The 18,624-nt window shown below is 71.0% G+C and carries 11 protein-coding genes and 1 pseudogene; 8 read left to right on the plus strand and 4 right to left on the minus strand.

The window, feature by feature from the left end:
• Positions 1-5 precede the first annotated feature (5 nt).
• Positions 6-1,658: a glycerol-3-phosphate dehydrogenase/oxidase gene (locus AC08OX_RS06335; RefSeq protein WP_476606955.1), complete on the minus strand. Its 1,653-nt coding sequence runs from the start codon at positions 1,656-1,658 to the stop codon at positions 6-8.
• Positions 1,655-2,281, minus strand: coding sequence for a TetR/AcrR family transcriptional regulator (locus AC08OX_RS06340; RefSeq protein ID WP_476606956.1), 627 nt, complete (start codon positions 2,279-2,281; stop codon positions 1,655-1,657). The genes AC08OX_RS06335 and AC08OX_RS06340 overlap by 4 nt, the downstream gene beginning before the upstream one ends.
• Before the next feature lie 169 nt (positions 2,282-2,450).
• On the opposite strand from AC08OX_RS06340, the gene AC08OX_RS06345 reads away from it, so the two are divergent.
• From AC08OX_RS06345 to AC08OX_RS06365, 5 genes are all read left to right on the plus strand, one after another.
• On the plus strand, positions 2,451-4,088 hold the full coding sequence (locus AC08OX_RS06345) for an FAD-binding oxidoreductase (RefSeq protein ID WP_476606957.1): 1,638 nt from the start codon (positions 2,451-2,453) through the stop codon (positions 4,086-4,088).
• 54 nt (positions 4,089-4,142) lie between these two features.
• The gene (locus tag AC08OX_RS06350) at positions 4,143-4,298 is read left to right on the plus strand and encodes a hypothetical protein (protein ID WP_476606958.1); all 156 of its coding nucleotides are present in this window, start codon (positions 4,143-4,145) and stop codon (positions 4,296-4,298) included.
• Positions 4,299-4,411: 113 nt separating this feature from the next.
• The gene (locus tag AC08OX_RS06355) at positions 4,412-5,206 is read left to right on the plus strand and encodes an SDR family NAD(P)-dependent oxidoreductase (RefSeq protein WP_476606959.1); all 795 of its coding nucleotides are present in this window, start codon (positions 4,412-4,414) and stop codon (positions 5,204-5,206) included.
• Between the two features lie 256 nt (positions 5,207-5,462).
• Positions 5,463-6,632: an LmeA family phospholipid-binding protein gene (locus AC08OX_RS06360; protein ID WP_476606960.1), complete on the plus strand. Its 1,170-nt coding sequence runs from the start codon at positions 5,463-5,465 to the stop codon at positions 6,630-6,632.
• A gap of 795 nt (positions 6,633-7,427) precedes the next feature.
• Positions 7,428-9,983, plus strand: coding sequence for an FHA domain-containing protein (locus AC08OX_RS06365; protein ID WP_476606961.1), 2,556 nt, complete (start codon positions 7,428-7,430; stop codon positions 9,981-9,983).
• Positions 9,984-10,658: 675 nt separating this feature from the next.
• Here the strand turns inward: AC08OX_RS06365 and AC08OX_RS06370 are convergent.
• A pseudogene (locus AC08OX_RS06370) lies at positions 10,659-12,861 on the minus strand (protein kinase domain-containing protein).
• A gap of 560 nt (positions 12,862-13,421) precedes the next feature.
• Positions 13,422-14,462, minus strand: coding sequence for an Acg family FMN-binding oxidoreductase (locus AC08OX_RS06375; protein ID WP_476606962.1), 1,041 nt, complete (start codon positions 14,460-14,462; stop codon positions 13,422-13,424).
• Positions 14,463-14,704: 242 nt separating this feature from the next.
• On the opposite strand from AC08OX_RS06375, the gene AC08OX_RS06380 reads away from it, so the two are divergent.
• The 3 genes from AC08OX_RS06380 to AC08OX_RS06390 all read left to right on the plus strand — a co-directional run bounded on the left by AC08OX_RS06380 (position 14,705) and on the right by AC08OX_RS06390 (position 18,544).
• Positions 14,705-15,364 (plus strand): HhH-GDP family DNA glycosylase, encoded by a 660-nt coding sequence (locus AC08OX_RS06380; RefSeq protein WP_476606963.1) that lies wholly within the window; start codon positions 14,705-14,707, stop codon positions 15,362-15,364.
• 84 nt (positions 15,365-15,448) lie between these two features.
• Positions 15,449-16,162 (plus strand): type 1 glutamine amidotransferase domain-containing protein, encoded by a 714-nt coding sequence (locus AC08OX_RS06385; RefSeq protein WP_476606964.1) that lies wholly within the window; start codon positions 15,449-15,451, stop codon positions 16,160-16,162.
• A gap of 276 nt (positions 16,163-16,438) precedes the next feature.
• A complete protein-coding gene (locus tag AC08OX_RS06390; RefSeq protein WP_476606965.1) occupies positions 16,439-18,544 on the plus strand; it encodes a HelD family protein in 2,106 nt (701 codons plus the stop codon).
• The last annotated feature ends 80 nt before the right edge of the window (positions 18,545-18,624 follow it).

Here is an 18,624-nt window from a genome sequence, read left to right on the forward strand (position 1 = left end):
CAAGCTTAGCGCGTCAGCGTATGGTCGAACAGCTGCCGGGCCGGGCCCAGGGCCGCCCGGCGGTCGGCGGGAGCCAGCCCGATGCGCGTCCGGCGATCCAGCAGGTCCGCCGGGTCGAGCGCGCCTTCGTCCCGCACCGCGAACAGCAGCTCCGCGCCGGTGACCGGCGTCCCCTCGGCGACGGGTGCCAGCAGGTCGGGGTCGCCGTCGGCCAGGGCCAGCACCCTCGGTGCCTCCGTCCCGTACCGCTCGACCAGACGGCGCGGCGCGGCCACCGTGGCGAGGACCGATCGAGGTGCCGCACCGACCAGGCCGAGCCGCCGGGTACGGCAGGGGCCGGCGTCGAGGTCGCCCACCGCGACGGCGGCGTCCACCGCGTCGGCGGCCATCCGTCGATAGGTCGTCAGTTTGCCGCCGACCACCGTGACCAGGCCGCCCGGGTCGGTCCGCACCAGGTGCCGTCGGGAGAGATCGGCGGTGCGGGCGGCGCTGGTACGGGTGGCGGCGCTGTGGGGAACGACGGTGTGGTCGGTGGCGGTGTCGAGCAGTGGGCGCAAGCCCGCGAAGGCGCCCAGCCGGTCCGCCGGGTCGATGGGGGTGGCCAGCACGTTCGAGACGATGCCCAGCAGCTGCGCGATCTCGTCCTCGTCGGGCACCGGGACGTCGACGACCTCCTCGACCGGCACGTCGGTCAACCCGACGTAGACGCGGCCGTCGTCCTGGGGCAGCATCAGCGCGAACCGGTTCCGTTCACCCGGCATCGGCAGGGACAGCGCCGCGCGGGTCCCGGCCAGGACGGTGGAGCGCAGCACGAGGTGGGTGCCGCGGCTCGGCCGCAGCCGGATCCCCGGAGCCAGGGCCGGCGCCCACACACCGGTGGCATTGACCACCGTCCGCGCACGCAGGGTGATCCGGGTACCGGTGAGGGTGTCCACCGCGGTCGCCTCGATCCCACGACAACCGTGCCGGCTCGGGCCGCGGGGTCCGCCGTCGAGGCCGCCGCCGTCGAGGCCGGTCACCCGCAGCCGGGTCAGGATCCGGGCGCCGAATCCGGCTGCGGTCCGGGCCAGCGCGACTACGAGACGGGCGTCGTCGACGAGCTGGCCGTCCCAGTGCAGCACCCCGCCGCGCAGTCCGGCTTCCCGGAGCGCGGGAGCCACCCCGAGCGTCTCCACGGCGGTCAGCCGGCGTGGGCCGGGCAGGACCGCGCGGGGCGTGCCCGCGCCGCGGCGCAGCAGGTCGCCGAGCCACACCCCGGCCTGGACCAACGCGGCGTTCGACCGCGGTACTCCCGGGGTCAGCGGGGTGAGTATGGGCAGCGCCCGCACGAGATGGGGCGCGGTGTGCCGCATCAGGATGTCGCGCTCGATGGCGCTCTCCCGCGCCAGCGCCACATCTCCGGTAGCCAGGTAACGCAGCCCGCCGTGAACGAGCTTGGAACTCCATCGGCTCGTGCCGAAGGCGAGGTCGTGCGCCTCGGCGAGGACGACGGACAGGCCGCGGGAGGCGGCGTCCAGGGCCACCCCAGCCCCGGTGACCCCACCGCCGATTACCAGCAGGTCCACCGGGCCGCCAGCCGCGACGGCGGCCAGCTCCCGTTCCCGCCGTCCGGCGTTCAACGAGGTCGCCGTGGTCGGCGGGAGCGTCAGAACCGTCATGGTGATCCCCCAATGCTCTCCTTGACCGGCTCCGGCACGAGGTAGCCGCGCAGGAGCCGGCGCAGTTCGGCGGTCCGGGTCGCAGCGGGGACACCGCAGCCGAGGGCCTCGGCGGACAGGACGAAGGACTGCACGACGAGCAGGACCGTGAGGGCCAGCGCCGACGGGTCCGCGGGCCGCACGGCGCCGTTCGCCGCGGCGGTGCGGAACTGGCTCGTCAGCAGGTCCAGGATCATCTGTTGGGTGGCGCCACGTCGCTCGATCAGGTACCGGATCAGCAGCTCGGGATCCGTTTCGATGATCCGCAGATAGAGCGGGTTGGTGCGGAACGCCTCCACCGTCGCGATGATGTGCTCGACGAGATCGTCGGCCAGCCCGCCGTCCGGAGGCCCGCCGTCCGGCCCGGCTTGGGCCATGGCCGACGCGGCCGTCACAACCTGGGTCCACTCGCGCGTCATCACATCACCGACCAGTGAGCGCAGGTCCGGCCAGCGTCGATAGAGGGTCATCCGGCTCACTCCGGCGCGGCGCGCTACCTCGGTCATGGTGGTCCGCCGGACCCCGACCGCCAGCAGGGATGCCTTGGTCGCGTCGAGGACGGCCTCCTCGCCTGCGAGAGCCATCCGGCAGCCCTTCCTCCCGCCCGTCGCCACGGGCGCGGGGAGCGGCGCCGCCGCGCGGGATGTGTCATCGTAGGACGAGACCTTGTGACAATGTGACGTTGGCTGTCCCACTGTCTCGTGGGAGATTCTACCGAGGCACCACCGGATCGGACAGGCGGTACGCACGCCGATGACGAGCATCGACGAGGCCCACGAGAAAGCCCGTGAGATCCTCCTGACCGAATCTGTCTGGTGGGGCTGGGGCCCCGCCGAGGCGCATGACCCACTGCCCGATTCCACCCGCCTTCTGCTGGCTCGGCTCGGCATTCCCGCCCGTCCTCGCCCGCCCGTCCCGCTCGCCGAGGTACGCCTGCCCGCGTCGCGGCTGCCGGATCCGGCCCGGGCCGCGCTCGCGGTGGTCGTTGGGGACGGCGAGGTCCGGGTGGACGATGTCGCGCGCATCCGGCACTGCCGGGGCCGCTCGACGACCGATCTGTTGCGCCTGCGGGCCGGGGACGCCTCCGCCGCGCCCGACGCGGTCGTCCGGCCCGCCGATCATGACGAGGTGCTCGGCGTGCTGCGGGTCGCGACCAGAGAGCACCTCGTGGTCGTGCCGTTCGGGGGCGGTACCTCGGTCGTCGGCGGCCTTGCGCCGCCCGAGCGTGGCGACCGTGCCGTCGTCGCCCTCGACCTCGCCCGGCTGGACCGGCTCGGCCGGGTGGATCCCGACTCCGGCACCGCGGAGCTCGGCGCCGGGCTGCGGGGCCCCCGGGCCGAGGCGTTGCTGGCCGAGCACGGTCTCACACTCGGGCACGTCCCCCAGTCCTGGGAGTATGCCACCATCGGTGGCTACGCGGCGACCAGATCCAGTGGCCAGGCGTCCGGGGGCTACGGCCGGTTCGACGAACTGGTCGTCGGCCTGCGGGTGGCCACGCCGGTGGGTGGCTGGGAGCTCGGCCGCGCCCCGGCGTCGGCCGCTGGACCGGACCTGCGGGAGCTGCTACTCGGCTCCGAGGGAGCCTTCGGGGTGATCACCCAGGTCGTCGCCCGGGTCCGGCCGCTGCCGGCCCGGCGCGGCTACGAGGCCTGGTCGGTGCCCGACTTCGCGACCGGCACCCGGCTGCTGCGCTCACTCGCCGCCGGCGACCTGCGGCCGACGGTATGCCGGTTGTCCGACGAGACGGAGACCGTCGCGGGGCTCGCGCGGCCGACCCGGTCGGGCGGCGAGCGCGGGGGTGGCGCCGTCGGCTGCTACCTGGTGACCGGCTACGAAGGCGACGATCGCGCGGTGGAACAGCGTTCCGCGGCGGTCGCCGCTGTCCTGCTCGCCGGGGGCGCCAGGCGGCTCGGCGCGGCGGCCGGCCAGGACTGGGAGCAGAGTCGGTTCCGGGCGCCCTACCTGCGCGACGCGCTGCTGGACCAGGGCATCTTCGCCGAGACCCTGGAAACGGCGGGATTCTGGACGGCGCTGCCCGGGCTGTACGCGGCCGTCCGAGACGCGCTCACCACGACGCTGGCCGCCGCCGGCCTGGCACCGGTCGTCATGTGCCACATTTCTCATCTGTACGCCACGGGGGCTTCGCTCTACTTCACCGTCGTCTGCGGCGAGGGCGACGACCCGATCGGGAGCTGGCGGGCGGCCAAGGCCGCGGCCACGGACGCGGTCGTCGCCACGGGCGGCACGATCACCCACCACCACGCGGTCGGAACGGAGCACCGGCCCTGGCTCGACGCCGAGATCGGCGATCTCGGCGTCGAGGTGCTCCGGGCGGTCAAACGGACGCTGGACCCGGCCGGCATCCTCAACCCCGGGGTTCTCGTCGTCTGAGGGCGCTACCGGGCGTACCGGGTCGACCCGGGGGAGCCCGGGTAGACCAAGGGTGTGGAGACCATTGCCGCCTGTGTGGTTGTCCTGCTCTTCCTGCTGATTCCGGTGGTCATCGTCGGTGCGGCCCTGGGCTGGGCCTACCACCGTTGCGCGCCGCTGCGGGCCCGGGCGGCCGTCGAGGCCGCCCGGGAGCAGCGGGCCCACCCCTGAAGACCGGGGTCGCGGCGGCTCGGAGCGGCCGACCGGCTCCGCCCGGCCCGATCAGGCCGGGCGGAGCGTCGATCCCCGGGATGTCCGGACAGCGTCTCCGTCAGGATGAAGCCATGAGCACCGGACCGTGCGAGCCGGCTCCGGGTCACCCCGGCGGGCCGGGCGGTGGCGTCGACCGTGATCGTGGCCATGCCGGGGACCCGGAGTTCGCCCCGGCGACCCGCGGCCTCGTCGTCGTGGGACCGGGGGCGAGCTTCGGTTCCGACCTGTTGCGCCGGTTCGGCCGGGAGGGGTTCGCCCTGGGGGTCGTCTCCCGGTCTGCCGACACGCTGACCCGGGTGAGAGACGAGCTCGCCGAGGACGGCCTGGCGGTGCACGGCGCCGTCGCCGACGTCACCGACCAGCCGGCTCTCACCACGGCCATCCAGCGGGTGGCGGCCGACGTCGGGGGGCTGACGGTGCTCGTCTACAACGCCAAGCTCAGCATCCGCGGCGGCGCCCTCACGGTGAAGGCCGAGACGATGAACCAGACCCTTGCGGTGAACGTCACGGGCGCGCTCACCGCGGTGCAGGTGGCGGCAGACCTCCTCGTGGACCGGCCGGCCGCGACCATCCTGTTGACCACGGCCGGATCGCGCACCGAGCCGGTGGCCGGCCGGTTCGCGCTGGCGATCGGCAAGGCAGGCCTCGCCGCCCTCGCCGATGCGGTACGGCCGATGCTGGCCGCGCGGGGTGTCCGGCTGCGCACGGTGGTTCTCGACGGCAGGGTGGACGCCGCGGGCCCGCTACGTCCGGGGGTGGTCGCGGACCACTTCTGGCAGGCGTTCGCCGCCCCGCGCGGCGACGTTTTCCGGCTCGCACCGGACAGACGGGCCACTCCGGTGGCGCAGCTCCCGCTGGAGGTGTGAGCTGGTGGCGGCTGGTGGCGGCTGGTGGCGGCTGGCAGATCATGCTCCGGGCGGCGATCGATGGTATCTGGTTTGCCCGGTCTGGTCGGTCAAGTCGGGAATCCAACACCGATGTCGCACGGATAGATCGGACCCGCGGCCGTGCGGAAGGCACGGAGCATGCGACGATCCGGCAGGGCCAGGCACAGGACAACAGCCAGGCGGACATCGACAGGGCGACGGCGTGCTCCGGCGCAGCATGGCAGGAGATGGACCGGTGAACGACGGACGTGACGGTGACGGGCAGCAGCCTGCGGACAGCACCCATGGGATGCCTCCGGACGGTGATGGGACGCGGCCCGCGAACCAGAACAGGCCGGCTCGTCCGGGCGCCCCGGTGGGACCACCGCCGCCTGCGGACTCGTTCCGGCCGGCGCGGCCGGTCGCGCCGACCCGGAGGGGCGACCGGCCGACGGGTTATGAGCCGCCGGCCGGTTATGAGCCGTGGGCCGGCTCCGGCGCTCAGGGTGGCTACGACGGCACCACGGTCCTGGGCGCGGCGCCCGGGACCATGGGGATGGGGAACATCACCGCAGGCGAGGGCGGTGGATCCCACGATCGGCTGCCCGGCGCCGTCGGCGGGGGTGGTAAAGGCCCGGAGGGATTCGCCGGGGCGCCAAGCGGCGGCACGCCCGCCGTGCCCGCCAAGCCGCGTCGTCGGCGCCGGAAACTGCTCATCGCGCTGGTCGCCCTGTTCGTCCTGTTCGTCGTGGGCGACCGGGTCAGCGTGGTGATAGCCAAGGATCAGATGCGCAAGCAGGTCGAGGCCGGCGTAGCCGAGAACATCAAGCCGGGTGATCCTGTCCCGACGGTCAAGAGCGTGAGCATCGGCGGATTCCCGTTCCTTACCCAGGTCCTGTTCGGAAAGTTCACCAACATCGGAGTAGAGATCGAGGGCATCCCGACGCCGGGTCCGAAGATCTCGTCGGTGAAGGCCAATCTGAAGGGTGTACACGTACCGCTCGGTGATGCCATCACCGACAATGTCGGGCAGGTGCCCGTCGATCGCGTGCGGGCCACTGTGGGCATGACCTACAACGACCTCAACGCCTACCTCGCCGGGCAGCAGATGCAGGTGGAGCCGGTCGACGGAGGAAAGAAGATCGAGGTGACTGGCACCGTCAACGTGTCGGTGCTGGGTACCCAGCAGGTCGGTGGGATCACGACGTTCGAGGTCCGGGACAACATGCTCACCCTGGTGCCGAGCGAGGTGAAGCTCACCGGAGCTGTGAACCTCGGATTCAGCGTCCCCGGAGAACTCCTGCCGTCCATCCCGATCCCGATCTCCGGTCTGCCATTCAACCTCCGCATCGTCGAGGCATCCACGAACGCGACCGGTCTCTCACTCACCGCGACTGCCGAGGACGTGGTGCTCCCGGCGTCCTGAGTCCTGAGCCCTGAGCGGCGGCCCTGAGTCCTGACATGATTTCCGCCACAGTTGTGCCAGTCCGGAATGCCTCGCGCGCGGTGGTCGAGCCGTACCGACCGCACTCCCCCCGGTCGGGGCCCGGATCGGATCCGGTCGAGGCCGCCCGTGGCCCCTCTCTTCCCGGACTACGTCCTTCCCGGAGTGCGTCGACCTGTCGACGATCGTTCGACGCGCGGCACCTCCCGGCGTTTCATCAGCCGATTTTCGGTGGTCGTCCGTTGGCTGATCGTCCGCTTTCGTGGCGTGCGTCCCGGGTGCCGCCGAGGCCTGCGGTCGCTGGTCGGGTCGGCGACAGATGCCACTGTCGGGGACCGTCGGCCGTCATTCTCATAGGGTGCCGGACGGGGGGCATCCGTCATCGTCATCACTTCCGGGGCACGGTCACCGAGACGATCTGATCACCCAAGGTGACGCGGCTCGGAAGGTTTCGAGCAGGGCAACCGGTAAATCGACCGATCATGAGGCGGCAGGAACCCGAGAGATGCCCGGAAGTCGACGCGACGGCAACGATCGCCGTTCAGCTGGTGGTAAATCGTCACCCGGGGTGGATCAAGGTCATCCCTCGACGCTACGATCGGGCATCCGGCGTGATCGGGCGGCCCGAGTAGCCGCGCGACGTGGTGACCCGGCACGCCATGGTGGCACCGCAGTACCTGGTAAAACCGCACAGTGTAGTGACACCGCACAACGTAGTGACAAGGTGGAGTTCGGCGGGACATCCCGGCCAGCGTCCCGTCGCGAAGGGGGAAACACGTGCAGACGACCTTCCTGAGAGTCGTCACCGAGGCCGGTGCGGCCACCGTGCCGGCCGAGGCGCAGTTCATCGTCGGCCGTGCCCGGACCGCCGACTACGTCATAGCGGACAGTCGGGTCTCCCGTCGCCATCTCCTCCTTGAGCAGACCGGCAGCGGGTGGGTTGTTCGGGACATCAGTTCCAACGGCACCTGGATCGACGGGCAGCGCATGCCCGAGACCGTCCCGGTGCACGGTGAGGTGAGGCTTCGTCTCGGCACTCCGACCGGGCCCGAGGTCGTCATCCATCCCCAGGTGCCGGAAGGCCGCAGGCTGCTGGACGAGCCGGAGTACGACCCCGGTTACGACATGCAGACGATGCTGCCCAATGCCGCCGGTTACTCTCCGCCGCGGCCCACGGGCTCCTCGCGAGGTGGGCGCGGGACCTCGCATCAGGGGCCGACCGATCCGTCCCAGCGTGGGCACGACTACGACGACCAGGGCCAGGGCGAACGGGTGAGTGGCGTCACCAGCCTCGAGCAGGAGCACGAGCGGCGAACCACCTATCGGCTGCGCCCGGGCACGATGTCGATCGGCCGTGCCCGCGACAATGACATCGTCATTACCGACCTGCTCGCCTCCCGCCGGCACGCCGAGCTCTACATCGGCCGGTCCGGCCTGCAGATCGCCGACCTCGACTCCGCCAACGGCGTGTTCGTCAACGGTCGTCGGATCAACCGGGCGCCCGTCGGCCAGGGCGACGTCATCGCCGTCGGTCACCACGTCTTCCAACTTGAGGGCGACCAACTCGTCGAGTACATCGACTCCGGTGACGTCAGCTTCGAGGCCGACGCCCTGAACGTCTGGGCCGGTCAGAAGCAGCTCATGCACGACATGACGTTCAAGCTGCCCGGCCGGGCGCTGCTGGGCGTCGTCGGGCCGTCCGGGGCGGGCAAGTCGACGCTGCTCAACGCGCTCACCGGCTTCCGCCCCGCGGACAAGGGCACCGTGCGCTACGCCGGCCGGGACCTCTACTCCGAGTACGACGAACTGCGGCGCCGGATCGGCTACGTGCCGCAGGAGGACCTGCTGCACACCTCGCTCACCGTCCGCAAGGCGCTCGAATTCGGCGCCGAGCTGCGCTTCCCGCCGGACGTCACGAAGGCGGAGCGGCGCACCCGGGTCGATGAGGTGCTCGCCGAGCTGGGTCTCACCCAGCACGCCAACACCCAGGTCTCCCGGCTGTCCGGCGGCCAGCGCAAGCGGACCTCGGTGGCCTTGGAGCTGCTGACCCGGCCGACCCTGCTCTACCTCGACGAGCCGACCTCCGGCCTCGACCCGGGCATGGACAAGAACGTCATGGAGTCGCTGCGCAAGCTCGCGGACGACGGCCGGACGGTCATCGTGGTCACCCACAGCGTCGCCCAACTCGACCTGTGCGACTACATCCTCGTCCTCGCTCCCGGCGGCTACGTGGCCTACTTCGGTCCGCCGCAGGACGCGCTGCCCTTCTTCGGTAAGCGGGACTACCCGGACGTCTTCCTCACCCTGGAGGCGACGCCGGGGGCCGAGTCGGCCGCCAAGTTCCGCAACTCGCGCTACTACGTGCCCGCCTCGATCACCGCTCCGTCGGCCCGGCCGGCTCCCGAGGAACTGCCGTCCCTGCGGCAGCAGTCGGTGATCTCGCAGCTCGTGACGCTGAGTCGACGAACAACGGCCGTCGTCGCATCCGACAAGTCATACCTGCGGCTCATCATCGCCTTCCCGTTCCTGCTCGGGCTGATACCCAGGGCCATCGGCGGGAACTTTGATCTCACGGCCGAACAGGCCAAACAGTTCTCGCCGAACTCGGATGCCCCGACAGTTCTTTTGATCATGGTTCTCTGTGCCTGTTTCATGGGCATGGCGAACTCGGTCAGAGAGATCGTCAAGGAACGGGCGATCTATCGAAGAGAGAGAGCCATCGGTCTGTCCCGGACCGCGTATGTCGGTTCGAAGATCCTCGTTCTTATCGTGATCACTGTCGCCCAGGCGATCCCGTTCACGTTGATCGGTCTTGCCGGGCGAACGCCGGACAAGGGTGTCGTGCTCGGGAACGCCCTGCTCGAACTGCTCATCGCCGTGATCGTGGTCTCGCTTGCGTCGGCCATGCTCGGGCTGGTGATCTCGGCGATGGTCGACAACGCGGACAAGACCATGCCGCTCCTGGTGTTGATCACCATGGCCCAGCTCATCTTCAGCGGTGGTATCGTGCCGGTGAAGGGCACGCCCGGTCTGGAGCAGATCAGCTACATCGCGCCGGCCCGCTGGGGCTTCGCGTCGATGGCCTCGGTCGGTGACCTGAACCGCATCACCCTGGCCGGCGTGCTGCGGCCGGACAACCAGAAGCCGGTGAACCCGAAGGTCGTTGACGACCCCTTCTTCGACCACAGCGCTTCGGCGTACCTCACCGACATCGTCGCCGGTCTCGTCGTCGGCGTCTTTCTCGTGATCATCACCTCCCTCCTGATCCGCCGGATGGACCCGAAGACCGTCAAACGCGCCGCCGCCGCACCGGTCAGCGGCGCACCCCGCTAGGCCCCTTGCCTATCCAGAGGGATAAATCGGGCACAAAAGTCTCTGGGCAGGCAAGGAAGTCGGGAGCCTCGGGCGCCGTCCGTCCCGGCTTCTCCGGGACGGACGGCGGGGATCCACGCTTCGGCAGAGCCACCCGCGCGGGATCGGAGAAGTGCCATCCGGACGACTTCCGTCGTCCTCGCAGCTCCTGTCGTGACATCGCGCCAGACGCTGACGAAGTCCCCCTTCGCCGGGCAGCGCGACATCGACGGGTTCGCCGGGCCGCCAGCGGGAGAGGGCGGGAAGGCCGTGCAGTCGGGCCGCGGTACGTCCGCAGATCGTCCCTGCGACGATCGACAGCGCCGCTCGGGCAGGGCCCGGATTTCGTCCCGAACGGGCGGCATGGGCAACGTGCCCCGCACCGGGGAGGTCCAGCCGTGCCTGCGTCTACGAACGCTGATCGTTTGGTCCGACATCCCGAGCTGCCGGGCATGTCGACGGGTGATCATGCCTGCCTGCCTGCGGGCGAGTGCGACGGCCTTCTCGTAGGACTGGGTCACGTCCCCAGCGTCGATCACGGTTCGAGTATCCTGCCGGGCTCGTCCGCGATCTGTGCATAACTGACTCCTCTCACCGGCTTCCTTGCCTGTCCAGAGGCTTTTGTGCCTGATTTATCCCGCTGGATAGGCAAGGAGCTCAGCCGGCGTTCCAACGGGCGTGGCCGTTGAACCCGCCGGTAGTGGTGAGCTTGCGGTCACCATCGTTCAGATCGTCCGGATTCAGAACGTAGAGCTGCCGGTCATCGGGGTTCGTGGGATTGCGCTGCCCGCTGAAGGCGATGCGACCGTCCGGCGCGTAGGCCGGGTCCTGGTCGTCCCCGTGCACCCGGGTGAGCTGCCGGGCGTCGGTGCCGTCCGAGTTCATCTCGAAGATCTCCAGATCGCCGTTCTTCGCCCGGGTGAAAGCGATCTTCCTGCTGTCCGGGGACCAGACCGGGTCCGAGTCCCCGTTACCCTGATCCTGCGTGATCGGGGTCGGCTGGGCATCCGGTTGGGTCGGGATCACCACGATGAAGCCGCGGTTGCCACCGGTATTGTTCGACCAGTAGGCGATCCGCTCGCCATCCGGCGACCAGGCGGGGTCGGTCGCCTGCGGCTTCGCGTTGAGCCGTCGCACGCTCGAGCCGTCCAGTTTCACCACATACAGGCCGGGGTTCAGCGTTCCGGTCTGATCCGTGGTGGAACGGACGACCAGGAAGCCGCCGTCGGGGGAGAGTGAGGGCCGGGCGTCGTCCGCGATCGTCAGCTTGGCGGCCGGGCCCGAGGTGAACAGCTGTACAGGTTTCCCGGAGCCATCGGCGGCGATCGCCTGCAGCGTATTCGGGCTGCCCTTCTTGAAGTAGACGATCGTCTTGCGATCGCTGCTGATCGCGGGCAGCATCTCCTGGTCCGGACCGGTGACGATCGGCTTGTCGTTCGCGAGCGGCCCGTTGTCCGTGACCTGCCCGGTGAACAGGTCGTAGTTGCCGTTGCGGTTGGACGCGTAGACGAGGGTGTCCTTGCCAAGCGGCTGGGCCGCACTGGGCAGCGTGAAGGCCGTCGATTGGGCCGATTGGGCCGATGTGGCCGGAGCCCCGGAGACGGTGGCCGGATTGGCCGCATCGGTCCCGGAGCCGCCGTCACCACCCGCGCTGAGGGCGAATACTCCCGCGAGGATCGCGCCGACGACCACGACACCCCCACCGACGAGCAGCGGGGTGCGGTTCCTGCTCCTGCCCGCGCCGCCCTGCCTGCCGGGGCCATCGGCTCCACTGTCCCCGGGACCCCCGGGACCCCCGGGACCCCCGGCGCTGGCGGGTAGCCGGGTCGGGGCGTCCTGGTCGACGGTGTAACCGCTGCTGACGGGGGCCGCTGCCGTCGCGGGGAATCCGGCCCCGTGGGGCCCGGTGCTGCCTGTGGCCGGGCTGCCTGTGGCCGGGGCGCCCGGGCCGGGCACCGGCAGCTTCCAGCCCTGCAGGACGTTCGTGACGTCCTGCGGGTTGACGGCGGCGGCGGCGTCCGGGCCGGTGCCCGACGGGTCGCCGAGCAGGCGCAGCATGAGCTGCTGGGCGCTTGGGCGGGTACTCGGGTCCTTGCGCATCGCGTGCCAGACGATCGGGCGCAGCGCCGGGTCGACGTCGTCGAGTTGCGGTTCCTCGTGTAGGGCGCGGTAGAGCAGCACCTGCGCCGAGGCCTCACCGAAGGGGTAGTGCCCGGTGGCGGCGAAGGCGACGAGGCCACCCCATGCCCAGATATCGACCGCCGAGGTGATCGGCCGGCTTTCGATCTGCTCCGGGGACATGAACGCCGGCGTCCCGAGCTGCTGGAGATCGCCGGTGAGGTTGCTGCCGGCGTCCACCGCCCGGGCGATACCGAAGTCGATCACCCGGGGGCCAAACGGTGAGAGGATGACGTTCGCGGGCTTGAGGTCGCGGTGCACGATCCCGGCGCTGTGGATGGCGGTGAGCGCCGCGGCCACGCTGTTCGAGGTTGGCATCGGCGAGCGGGCCGTTGCGCTGGACGTACCGGGCGAGGGTCTCGCCCTCGATGAACTCGGTGACCAGGTAGGGCCACTCGGCGTCCGGATCGGCGTCGAGCACCTCGGCGGTGCAGACCCGGGCGACTCGCCGGGCGGTCTCGGCCTCCAGCCGGAACCGGGCTCGGAACTCGGGGTTTCCGACGGCCTCGTTCCGGATCACCTTGATGGCGACGAGCCGGCCCTTCCCGGAGCGGCCCAGATAGACCATGCCCATTCCACCCTGACCGAGTTTGCCCAGCAGCGTGTACGAGCCGAGCTCGTGGGGGTCGTCCGGGCCAAGGGGGGCGGATCGTGCCGCCACACCCGCATCCGATGACATCATCGACCTGTACCCCCACCCGCCGCGTGCCGACCGCGGCCTCGCCCGGGAACGCCGCGCAGGTCGCGGGCCCGCCGGTGGACGCGCACCGACTCTTGATCCATCATGGAATTTCCCGATCAACCATTACGGTCAACCGCTGGGAAAATCTTAGGCGAGAGTGACCGGGCACCGGGCCGTCGGGGCCCCAATAGCCCCCGCCACCTCGATGTCAACGCAGTGACAGGCATTCGGCGCCCGCGTGGCCTCCGTCATCCGGTCATGTCCTGCCACCTCGTCGGCCGGGGGCCGACCAGGGTACGGTCGGGATCTGACCGGGGCTGGCCAAGGTCCGGGCGGGGGAGTCTCCCGGGAACGCCGCGTCGCGTCCCCGGGAACCCCCGAGTCACGGCCGAGCCGTCGCGGACCTCGCGGCACCTCCGATTGCCGGTCGGTCCACCGGCGACCCGGTCTGGTCCCGATCAAAGCGGCTGGCGGCCCACGCAACCCCGTATCTGTGCGGCTTTCGCCAAATGTGTCAGGAAGGGACGTGAACGGCTGAACGTGAACGGCCGGCCATGGTGCTACGCCCGATCATTCGACCCGACGACCTCCAGGACCTCGTCAACGTCCCGGCAGGGAGTGGGGCCGAGCGGTTGCGCACCCGGCTCGGGATAGCCGGCCCGCAGGATCATCTGGACGTGCCCGAGACCGCTGGTGGTGCCGCGGAACTGCTCCCGCATGCCCTCGACGTCGATCGCCTGCGACATCGGCGACGAGGCGAGACTGAGCAAGGTGGCGGTGAGCAGCACACGTTGCATCGCCTGCCCGGCGCGCAGCCGGTCGGCGGTCGTGTCCGCATCGGTGCCGATGATCAGGATGCCGGGCCGTTCCACATCCGTCTCGTCCAGCACGGTCCCCGCCTCGCCGACCACGTCGAGGTCCCGCATCGGAAACTCGGACTGGCGCGGGGCGTCGGTGTGGACGACTGCGCTGCGCGGGATGCCGTCGGCCGACGTGGACCCCATTCGACTCCACGAGGCCAGTTCCTCCCGGTAGGCCGCGTTGTGCGCCTCGATCCAGTCCGCCCGGGACAGCAGGACGCTGACCTGGACGCGCAGCTCCGGGTCGATCGGCGCGGTAAGCCAGCAGCCCTCCGCCTCGGCCGCGGCACGCAGGCGGCTGATTACCTCGGTCGGCAACGGCTGGTCGTCGAACGGCCGGCGATCGGTGTGCCGCCGCGGGATGGCATCGGCCAACGCCCGCTCGTCGTCCTCGGTAGGCTGATGGCCGATCACCGAGATGGTGGCGAGCGGAGCGGAGCGGAAGTCGTCAACGCCGTCGGGTAGCGGCTCCACCACGGGGACCTCGCCGCGGGCCCGCAGCGCCAGCCGAGCGTTGAACAGCGCCGCTCCGCAGCTCAACAGCATCTGCCGGCCCTCGGGATCGGCGACCTTGAGCTGGCGGGTGCTGTCGGCGAGAAGGGCGAGCCGGCCTGCCTCCAGGCGCCAGCGCCACGGCTGCGTGTTATGGATGGACGGCGCCGCGGCGGATGCGGCGACCACCTCCCGAGCCAGGTCGGGAGTCAGGGGAACCAGCGCGGACCGTGCTGCTTTGGTGGGCATCTCAGCCTCCCTTCTCTCAAGTGTCTACCCCCAGCCTGCCCTCCCGACCGGGTAGAGGGCACGTGCTGAGGGGAACAGCCGGGGGCGGACCAACGGCAGGCAGGCGGAAGCCGGGCGTCGGGTAGCGAGGCGTCGGGTGGCGGGCCCGAGACACCGCCGCGGACGTGGTGGGTGGGTACCGCCCCGCCGGGGCGGCATGGACGGGGCGGAGTGATGGCGGGGATCGCGGGTAGTCCCACTGCATGGCTGGAACCGACACAGAAGCGGTGCTCGCCGAACTGCTCGCCCGGCATGGGCGGACCTACGCCGACGAGATCGGCGCCGACGTGCCGGCCGACACCGCGGAGGCGATGTTCAGGATGATCGTCTTCGCCCTGCTTGCGAGCGCACGGATCCGCACGTCGATCGCGGTCGCAGCCTGCCGTTCCCTGATGGACGCCGGCTGGACCGACGCCGCCGCCATGGCCGAGGCGACCTGGGAGGACCGTACCCGGGTGCTGAACGGCAGCGGGTACGCGCGCTACGACGAGAGCACCTCTCGGACGTTGGAGGCGGCCTGCCGTTACCTGATGGACACCTACGACGGTGATGTCCGCCGGCTGCGGGATGCCGCCGAGCACTCCCCGGACCGGGAGCGAGAGCTGCTACAGAAGATCAAGGGGATCGGGCCGGTCGGTGCCGACATCTTCCTGCGCGAGGCGCAGGCGGGATGGGACGAGCTGGTGCCCCACCTCGACGAACGCACCCGGAGAACGGCCGGAGCGCTCGGGCTGCCGACCGACCCGGCGAGGCTCGCCGCGCTGGTCGGCCGGCAGGACTTCCCGCGGCTGGTTGCCGCGCTGGTGCGGGCGCGTCTCGAGCACGACGTCACCGACCTGCGGGAGGCGGCGAGCAGGCCCTGACGCCAGTCCGGTCCCGACCCCAACCGGCGAGGCAGCAGGCAGGCAGGCAGCAGGCAGGCAGGAGTCAGGTAGGAGGACGTGTCGATGACGACGCACGACGACAGGATTCAACGCAAGATCGCGTTTCTGGTGGCGCCGGAGGGCGTCGAGCAGGCCGAACTCACCGAGCCGTGGAAGGCCATCGAGCAGGCCGGCCTGAGGCCGGTGCTGGTGTCGACGGAGGGAGGCAGGGTGCAGGCGTTCCGGCATCTGGACCCCGCGGACACCTTCCCGGTCGACATCACGGTCGCCGAGGCGGATCCCGCGGACTTCGACGCGCTGGTGCTGCCCGGCGGAGTCGCCAATCCGGACGAGTTGCGGTGGCAGCCGGGTGTTGTCGAGTTCGTCCGGTACTTCTTCGACGCCGGCCGCCCGGTGGCGTCGATCTGCCACGCTCCGTGGACCCTGATCGAGGCGGACGTGGTCCGCGGACGGCGGATCACGAGCTGGCCGAGCCTGCGTACCGATCTGCGCAACGCCGGGGCCGAGGTCGTGGACGAGCAGGTCGTCATCTGCCGGTCCGGGCCGAACACGCTGATCAGCAGCCGCAGGCCGGACGATCTGCCGGCCTTCGACAGCGCCCTGGTGGAGCATCTCACCTCGGTGGACGCCCCAGCCCGGGATGCCGTTCACCGTGGATGCGAAGGAACCGCCGGAAACGGCTCCTTCGCCCGGGCCGCTCGCTACCTCGGATCAGGTGGGTCGCTACCTCGCACCAGGTGGATCATTGCGGGGTATCCAGTCGCCGGACATCCGTAACCTGGAACAGCGATGATGCGGCATTCCGGCAGCCGGGCCGGATGGCGCGGGCCGGCTCGCCGGGGTCGCCGGGGTCGCCGGAGTCGTTCGTGGACACGCCGTCGTTGTCGTGGACATGTCATTACCAGGGTGGGGTCACCAGAGCCGGGTCACCGGGCGGGTCGGGAAGATCTGCGGGGGAGGGGCTGTTACCCTTCCTGGCTCACCTGACGGCGTCGGCTCGCAGCCCGGGAAGCCGCAATCCAAGAATCCGACCGCGACCGGGAGGGAGAGCCGGTGCCGACCACGCAGGACGTCGAGCGCGCCCGTGAACAGGCCTACCTGGACACGCTGTACATCCGGTTGGACGAGGTCCGCGAGATCACCCGTGGGCAGCTGCGCCGGGTCCTGCTGGAAAGTGGCACGGGCACCCCCCAATCACTCGTGGAACGGGACGTGTTCGCGGCGACCCACGCCGACCGGCTCGCCTGCCTCGACGCCGCCGAAGGACGGCTGTGTTTCGGCGCGATGGACTACGCCGACGGGCGCCGGACGTACATCGGCCGGATCGGCCTGTCCGACAGCGGGCAGGAACCGATCCTGGTGGACTGGCGGGCCCCGGTGGCCACCGCCTTCTACCGGGCGACGCTGGCCGATCCGCATGGTCTGGTGCGCCGGAGTCATCTGCGGACCAAGGGCCGGGAGGTCACCGGCATCGCCGACGACCCGTTGAGCCTGCCGGTCGACATGGCCACCGGCACCGGCACCGGCACGGCCACGGGCAAGTCCGGCGGGGTGACAGCGTCCGGCGACACGATGCTGCTCGAGGCGCTGGCCGCGCCCAGGACCGGGCGCATGCACGACATCATCGTCACTCTGCAGGCCGAGCAGGACCGCATCATCCGGGCGCGGGCGAACGGCGTGCTCGTCGTCGACGGTGGACCGGGGACCGGTAAGACCGCGGTGGCGCTGCACCGTGCCGCCTATCTGCTCTACAACGACCGGGCTCGGCTCGACCAGTCCGGCGTGCTGGTCGTGGGGCCGAGTCCGGTGTTCCTGCGCTACATCGACCAGGTGCTGCCCTCCCTCGGGGAGACCGGGGTGATCTTCGCCACGCCGGGACGGCTCTTTCCCGGGGTCGACGCGCACGGCGTCGAGGACGTCGCGACCGCGGCGCTCAAGGGTGATCCGAGGATGGTCGAGGTCATCGCCGCCGCCGTCAGGGACCGGCAGCGGCTGCCGCGGCGAGAGGTGCTCATCCCCTACGACGATCGCATGCTGCGCCTCGGTCGCGACACGGTCGCGCGGGCCCGCACCCGGGCGCGGCGCAGCCGCCGCCCGCACAACTCGGCCCGTCGGATCTTCCTGCGCGAGCTGGTGGCCGAGCTGACCACCCAGGTGGTGAACCAGATCCCGGGCGGGCTGCTCGACGCCGACGAACGTGGCCAGATCACCCGGGACCTGTGGTCGGAGGAGGGGGTCCGTACGGTGCTCGACGGCCTCTGGCCGCTGCTGACCCCCCAGCGGCTCCTCGAGGAGCTCTTCGCCGATCCGGCGGCCCTGGCGCGCGCGGCGGGTAGCCGGCTCACCCCGGCGGAACGATCCCTGCTCGAGGACCGGCGGACGACCGCGGCGTCCGCCCGGATCCCGGTGCAGCGCGACGGCGCGGGTACGGCGGGTACAGCGGCCGTCGATCGGGTCGATCGGGTCGATCGGGCGTGGACTCCGGCCGATGTGCCGCTGCTCGACGAGGCCGCCGAGCTGCTCGGCGACCCGGACGAGGAGACCGGCCGCGAGACCGCCCGCCGTGCCGAGCGGGAACGCGAGGAGGAGCGCGAGTACGCCCGGGGCGTGGTGGACATGCTCGGGCTCGAGGGGCAGGTCGACGCCGAGGCGCTCGCCGAGCGGTGGAGCGGGCCGCGGGCGCGGCGCAGTGCCGCCGACCATGCCCGCGAGGACCGTACCTGGACCTTCGGTCACCTGATCGTCGACGAGGCCCAGGAGGTCTCGCCGATGTTGTGGCGGCTGCTGTGGCGGCGCTGCCCGGGACGCACGGCGACCCTCGTCGGTGACCTGGCCCAGACCGCCCGGCCGGGCGCGCCGGCGTCCTGGGGGGAGCTGCTGGGGCCCGCGGTCGGCGACCGGTTCACGGTCGAGCGGCTCAGCGTCAACTACCGCACACCTCAGGAGATCATGGACGTCGCCGCCGACGTCCTGCGGGCGCAGGACCCGACGGTCTCCGTTCCCCTCTCGGTGCGTTCGGTGGGCCGTGCCCCGACGGCGGTGCGCGTGGGCGACGTGACGGCCGACAAAGTCCCGGGCCTTGTCGGTCTACTCGAGACTGGTCTACTCGGGACTGGTCCGCTAGCCCTGTCTTCCGCACATGGGGTTTCGATGCGTTGACCGGCCCGGCTGTCGATCATGGTGGTCGGGTGGGGTCGACGCCGAGGATGTCGAGGAGGTGCTGGTGTAGGGCCGAGGGG

The sequence above is a fragment of the Frankia sp. CoBUL1 genome, assembly GCF_978021245.1.